Source organism: Sandarakinorhabdus sp. (genome assembly GCF_041689835.1).
Classification (GTDB): Bacteria; Pseudomonadota; Alphaproteobacteria; order Sphingomonadales; family Sphingomonadaceae; genus Sandarakinorhabdus.
The window spans coordinates 1-5961 of the sequence record NZ_JBDNFM010000125.1 but is presented as its reverse complement, the minus strand read 5'-3'; the positions used below and the strand labels follow the sequence as shown (position 1 = coordinate 5961).

The 5961-nt window shown below is 64.3% G+C and carries 6 protein-coding genes and 1 other RNA gene; all 7 read left to right on the top strand.

Features of this window, described 5'->3' with window-relative positions; translation table 11 throughout:
• Nucleotides 1-246: a transfer-messenger RNA gene (ssrA, locus tag ACESL8_RS06695) on the top strand; the annotation flags it as partial.
• A 340-nt stretch (nucleotides 247-586) separates the two neighbouring features.
• The gene (locus tag ACESL8_RS06690) at nucleotides 587-1069 is read left to right on the top strand and encodes an SspB family protein (RefSeq protein WP_372917108.1); all 483 of its coding nucleotides are present in this window, start codon (nucleotides 587-589) and stop codon (nucleotides 1067-1069) included.
• A gap of 53 nt (nucleotides 1070-1122) precedes the next feature.
• On the top strand, nucleotides 1123-1728 hold the full coding sequence (gene gmk / locus ACESL8_RS06685; RefSeq protein WP_372917106.1) for a guanylate kinase: 606 nt from the start codon (nucleotides 1123-1125) through the stop codon (nucleotides 1726-1728).
• The gene (locus tag ACESL8_RS06680) at nucleotides 1725-2390 is read left to right on the top strand and encodes a DUF4893 domain-containing protein (RefSeq protein ID WP_372917104.1); all 666 of its coding nucleotides are present in this window, start codon (nucleotides 1725-1727) and stop codon (nucleotides 2388-2390) included. Before gmk ends, ACESL8_RS06680 begins: the two co-directional genes overlap by 4 nt.
• A 2-nt stretch (nucleotides 2391-2392) precedes the next feature.
• Nucleotides 2393-3187, top strand: a complete 795-nt coding sequence (locus tag ACESL8_RS06675) for a sulfite exporter TauE/SafE family protein (RefSeq protein ID WP_372917102.1) — start codon at nucleotides 2393-2395, stop codon at nucleotides 3185-3187.
• Entirely contained in the window at nucleotides 3157-4440 is a 1284-nt protein-coding gene (locus tag ACESL8_RS06670; RefSeq protein ID WP_372917100.1) for an amidohydrolase, read from the top strand. The genes ACESL8_RS06675 and ACESL8_RS06670 overlap by 31 nt, the downstream gene beginning before the upstream one ends.
• Before the next feature lie 85 nt (nucleotides 4441-4525).
• Nucleotides 4526-5961, top strand: a 1436-nt coding sequence (locus ACESL8_RS06665; protein ID WP_372917098.1) for an aldehyde dehydrogenase family protein, incomplete at its 3' end; no start/stop codon positions are given.

The window sequence follows — 5961 nt, the reverse complement described above, 5'->3', positions numbered from 1 at the left end:
TACCCGGCGGCTCCACCATTCTTCCAGCCCGTTGTCGGGGTGAATTGAGGGGCCGAACCAGAATCGACGTGTGTTCAAAGACGATATTTTTGCCCGGCCTGAATGAGCCGTAAAACCGTTCAAAACACCATAAATGCCAACGATAACGAGGCATTCGCAATCGCAGCGTAACCCGGTCCTCACGGACTAAGTTACACTGGCCGAAAGCGCGGTTCGGGCCACACCGGGCAACAGAAGTGGATTCCAGCGGCCCGAGGGGGGCCGGGCAACAGAACCCCCTCACCGAATTTGTACGCCGTAAGGCACCCCGACCCTCAGACAACTGGGGGACGGGCAACAGAACCTCCTCACTTTTTTCAGCCTCGTCACCGTCTTGTGGAGCTTGGCGGCGGGCAGGCCTCATTTGCGCACGGTCAGCGCATTGTGTGCCTTTTGGCGGCGCGGATGGTGCGATGTTCGACACGCCGCGGCTGAACGCTGCGATGTCAGACACGGTGCGCGCCGGGCATATCGCTTGACCTTGGCCGCGCCCCGCGCCAATCGGTGGCGACATATCAGCAGCATTTTCAGCCAAGGCTCAGCTTTCGTGAACGACACCACGCCCGACAGCCTGATCCCCTATGACGACATCGTCCAGGATGCGCTGCGCGGTGTGGTGAGCCGCGTGCTGCAACGCATTTCCGATGAAGGAGGCCTGCCCGGCGGCCACCATTTCTACATCGCTTTTCGCACCCGCGCGCCCGGGGTTTCCATCCCGAGGCATCTGATGGAACGCTATCCCGACGAGATGACCGTTGTCATCCAGCACCGATACTGGGATCTGGTGGTGGCCGATGATCATTTTTCCATCGGCCTGTCGTTCAATCAGATGCCATCCAGCTTGGTGATCCCCTATGAAGCCATCGTCGGTTTTGTTGATCCGGCGGTGAATTTTGCGCTGCAGTTCCCGCCCAAGGATGGCGAGGAGCCTCCGCCCCAAGCGCCGGAGCCGCCGCCCGAACCGTCGCCGCCCGAGCCGCAGGAAGAAGGCAGCAACGTCGTCACCCTTGATCGGTTCCGCCGCAAGTGACGCAGTTCGCCCGATCCGATGCGCCGGCGAGATCACCCTTGCGCCGGGGCCTGATGTTCGTGCTGTCTTCCCCTTCGGGCGCTGGCAAGACCACCTTGTCGCGGGCGCTGATGACCGAGGACAGCGGCATCACCTTGAGTGTTTCGGCCACCACCCGCCCGCCGCGGCCCGGCGAGGTGGACGGCGTCGATTATTATTTTGTTTCGGCCGACCAGTTCCAGTCGATGGTCGCGGAAAACGCGCTGCTGGAATGGGCCACGGTGTTCGGCAATCGCTATGGCACCCCGCGCAGCCCGGTTGAAGCAGCGCTGGCTGATGGCCGCGACGTGCTGTTCGATATCGACTGGCAGGGCACCCAGCAGTTGCAGCAAACCGATGCCGCATACGATCTGGTGCGCGTGTTCATCCTGCCGCCCGACCTGCGCGAGCTGGAACGCCGGCTGCGTTCCCGCAACACCGATCATCCGGAAGTGATTGCCGGCCGCATGGCCCGCGCCCGCGACGAGATCAGCCATTGGGGCGAATATGACTACATCCTTGTCAACGATGACGCCGAAACCTGCCTGAACGAGATTCGCGCCATCCTGCTGGCCGAACGCCTGCGCCGCAAACGTCAGCTTGGCCTTGCTGGCTTTGTGCGCGGCATGCTGGGCGAATGATGCGGCGGCTGGTTCTGCTGGCCGTGCTGGTTCTGGCCGGGTGCGCCAGGGAAGACGGCCTGCGCCCCTATGCGGTGGTGCGGCGGGCAGACGTGTGGCAGGCGGTGATCACCGATGCCGATCGCGGCCGGCTGTCGCGTCTGGGCGAAGCCTGGGAGCAGGCCCGCGCCGACATTTCCGCAGCCGGCGCCGATGCTGATTTGGCCAGGCTGGGCCCAGTTGCTCAGCAATCCTTGGTGCAGCAATCGCTGGCGCAGGATGGCGGCGGCGGCGATACGGTTTTCCCCCGTGCCGGCGCGCATGAATGCCGCACGATCCAATTGGGCTGGCACCAGGGCGCAGCGCACACGGCGCCGGCTGTGCAGGCGGGCGCGTGGGCGCCGTGCCGGCTGACCGCAGATGGCATCGTGCTGCGTTTTGAAACCGCGCCGGGCCCGCAGCAATATCTGGGCACGCTTTATCCGGATGTCGATCGGCTGATTTTCTTGGGCACAGTACGCCTGGCCGGTGAAATGGGCCGCTTGCGGTATGGCGAGGATGGCCAGCGCGACCAGCTTGGCGTGTTGCAGGCCATCGGCCCCGGCCAGTGGCGCATTGCGCTGCCGTGGCCGCGCTGGACAGCACGGCTGGTGCTGATCGACATCCGAACCGTTCCCGCCTGAACGTGGCCGGCCCGATCGCCAACCTGCTTGGCGGCCAAGACTGGGCCTTCTGGGCTGCCGCGCTGGCCGGAGTGACAATATTGGGCTTGGCCAAGGGCGGCTTTGCCGGGCTAGGCGTGCTCGGCGTGCCTATCATGGCGCTGGGCATGAGCCCGGTGCTGGCTGCAGCCATATTGCTGCCGATCCTGCTGGTGCAGGACGTGTTTTCGGTGAAGACATTCGGCGCGCACCGTGACGACGCCGTGTTGAAACGCATGGTGCCTGGCGCCTGCTTGGGCATCATCGCCGGCTGGGCGCTGGCGCGCTTCGTATCGGTGCCGGCGGTGGAAACCGCAGTGGGCGTGATTGCCTTCGGTTTTGGCGTGCAGCGCATTGTGGCCGAACGGCGCGGGGTGCCGGCGCGAATTCGTGGTGGTTTGGGCGGCGCGATCGAAGGCGTCGCCATGGGCGCGGCGGCGGGCTTCACCAGCCAGATCGCCCATGCCGGCGGGCCGCCGTTCCAGATGCATGTGCTGCCGCGCAAACTGCCGCGCGATGTGTTCATCGGCACCAGCAGCGTGTTTTTCGCGTTGATCAACTGGCTGAAAGTCCCGGCCTATTGGGCGCTGGGGGCGTTCACGCCGAACAATCTTTGGCTGGCTGCCGCGTTGATGCCGGTGGCGCTGCTTTCCACCTGGGCGGGCACCGTATTGGTGCGCCGGGTTGATGGCCCGCGTTTCTATGCCATCATGCATGTGTTGATGATATTGGTTGGGGGAAAACTGGCATGGGACGGATTATCGGGCTTGTCTGGCTGAGCGCCGCACTGCTCTCCACCTCGGCCTGGGCGGCGCCGGTTGATCTGGTGACGCTCTACAAGGATCTCCACGCCCACCCCGAACTGGCTTTTCACGAAGTCCGTTCGGCCGGCATCCTGGCGGCAGAGGCGCGGGCTGCGGGCTTTGAGGTGACCGAGAAAGTGGCCCGCACAGGGGTGGTGGCGGTGCTGAAAAACGGCGACGGCCCCACCGTGCTGATTCGCGCCGACATGGACGGGCTGCCGGTGAAGGAAGCCACCGGGCTCCCGTATGCCAGCACCGCAATGGGGCAATATGACGTTGGCCCGATGACCCCGGTGATGCACGCCTGCGGCCATGATATCCACATGGCGGTGTGGGTCGGCACGGCGCGCTGGCTGGCCGAAAACCGTAAAAGCTGGCGCGGCACCGTGGTGATGGTGGGCCAGCCGGCCGAAGAAGCCGGCGGCGGCGCAGAAGCGATGCTGGCCGATGGCTTTCTCGCGCGTTTCCCCAAGCCCGATTTCGCGCTGGCTCTGCACGACAACAGCACGCTGCCCGCCGGCCAGGTGAGCGTGCCGCCGTACCGGGCGCTGTCGATCATCAGCAGCCTGGATATCGTGGTGAAGGGTATCGGCGGCCACGGCGCCTATCCAGCGACGACGAAAGACCCGGTGGCACTGGCGGCGCGCATCGTCACTGCGCTGCAAACCATCATCAGCCGCGAAAACGATCCCTTCAAGCCGGCGGTGATCACGGTGGGCAGCATCCATGGCGGCACCAAGCACAACATCATCCCCGATGAGGTTGCGCTGCAATTGACCATCCGCAGCTATGAAGCAGCCCAGCAGCAACGGCTGATCGACAGCATCAAACGGGTGGTGAACGGCGAAGCCATGGCGGCCGGCATCCCCGACCGGCTGATGCCGACCTTTCGCGGCGGCGAGTTCGGCCCGCCGACCCTGAACGACACGGCGCTCGCGACTCGGCTGAAAGCGCAGTTCGAAGCCAAGCTGGGCAAGGCGCGGGTGGTCGATCTCGATCCGTCGATGGCGTCGGAAGATTTCCAGTACTTCGGGCTGAAGGCCAAAATCCCCTCGGTGATCTATTGGCTGGGAGGCGTTGGCCAGGCGCAGTGGGATGCCGCGCAAAAGGGCGGCCCGGCCATCCCGTCGCTGCACAACAGCGGCTGGGCACCCGATCCAGCGCCGACCATCGCGACCGGGGTTGAAAGCATGACGGCGGCGGCCGTGATGCTGATGCCGGCCAAATAACGCCCCCCTCAAAATGCCCAAGCGCACAATCGCCCCAAGGGCGTGCTACAACAGGGCTTGAACCAGCTTCCGGGAAGGATGCGTCATGCGCGATTACACCAAATTCTACATTGGCGGCCAATGGGTCGATCCGGCGGTGCCCAAGCTGCTCGACGTGATCAATCCGGCGACAGAGGCCGTGGCCGGTGTGATTTCAATGGGCAGCGCCGCCGATGCCGATCGCGCGGTCATGGCCGCCCGCAAGGCGTTTCCGAGCTATTCACAAACGAGCCGCGCCGACCGTGTCGAGTTGCTGCAGAACATCCTGGCGAAATATCAGGAGCGTTTTGCCGAAATCGCAGCGGCCATCACCGAGGAAATGGGCGCGCCCGGCTGGCTCGCCATGCAGGCGCAGGCCGCCATCGGCGTCGGCCATCTGATGACCGGCATCGAGGTGTTGAAGAATTACCAGTTTGAAAACCTGCGCGGCACCACGCTCATCACCCATGAACCCGTGGGCGTTTGCGCCTTCATCACGCCGTGGAACTGGCCGATCAACCAGATCGCCTGCAAGGTCGTGCCGGCGATCGCCACCGGTTGCACCATGGTTCTCAAGCCGTCGGAAATCGCGCCGTTCTCGGCGATCCTGTGGGCCGAAGTCATGCATGCCGCCGGTGTGCCGGCCGGTGTTTTCAACCTTGTCAACGGCGATGGCCCCACCGTTGGTGCGGCGCTGTCCTCGCACCATGAGGTCGATATGGTGAGCTTCACCGGGAGCACCCGCGCCGGCATCGAGGTTGCCCGCAATGCCGCGCCGACCGTCAAGCGTGTCCACCAGGAACTGGGCGGCAAGTCGCCCAACATCATTCTTGATGATGCCGATCTGCAGGTCGCCGTTGCCGGCGGCGTCAAGTCGGTGATGATGAACAGCGGCCAGTCGTGCAACGCGCCGACTCGCATGCTGGTCCCGGCCGCCAAGATGGAAGCGGCCAAGGCCATTGCCAAGGCTGCAGCCGAAGCGACCACTGTTGGTTCACCCGATGGCAACGCCGCGATGGGGCCTGTCGTCAGTGAGACGCAGTGGATCAAGATCCAAGGGCTGATTCAGAAAGGGATCGACGAGGGCGCGACGCTGGTCAGTGGCGGCACCGGCCGACCAGACGGGCTCGACAAGGGCTATTACGTCAAGCCGACGATTTTTGCCGATGTCAGCAACGATATGACCATCGCACGCGAGGAAATCTTTGGGCCGGTGTTGGCGATACTGTCCTACCAGTCCGAGGAACAAGCCGTGGCGATCGCCAATGATACGGTCTACGGCCTCGCCGGCTATATCTCGGGCGAGCCCGAACACGCCCGCAAGGTCGCGCGTCAACTGCGGACCGGCCAGGTCAACATCAATCAGGCCGCTGGCGACATGATGGCACCGTTCGGCGGCTACAAGCACTCGGGCAATGGCCGCGAATGGGGCGATCATGGCTTTGCCGATTTTCTCGAAACCAAGGCCATCATCGGCTTTGGCGGGGCCGCCGCTGCGGAGTG

What these genes read in the sequence shown, in the direction of transcription:
- ACESL8_RS06670 (WP_372917100.1), top strand. Translation starts at nt 3,157, where the DNA reads ATGGGACGGATTATCGGGCTTGTCTGGCTGAGCGCCGCACTGCTCTCC.
- gmk (WP_372917106.1), top strand. Translation starts at nt 1,123, where the DNA reads ATGTTCGTGCTGTCTTCCCCTTCGGGCGCTGGCAAGACCACCTTGTCG.
- ACESL8_RS06680 (WP_372917104.1), top strand. Translation starts at nt 1,725, where the DNA reads ATGATGCGGCGGCTGGTTCTGCTGGCCGTGCTGGTTCTGGCCGGGTGC.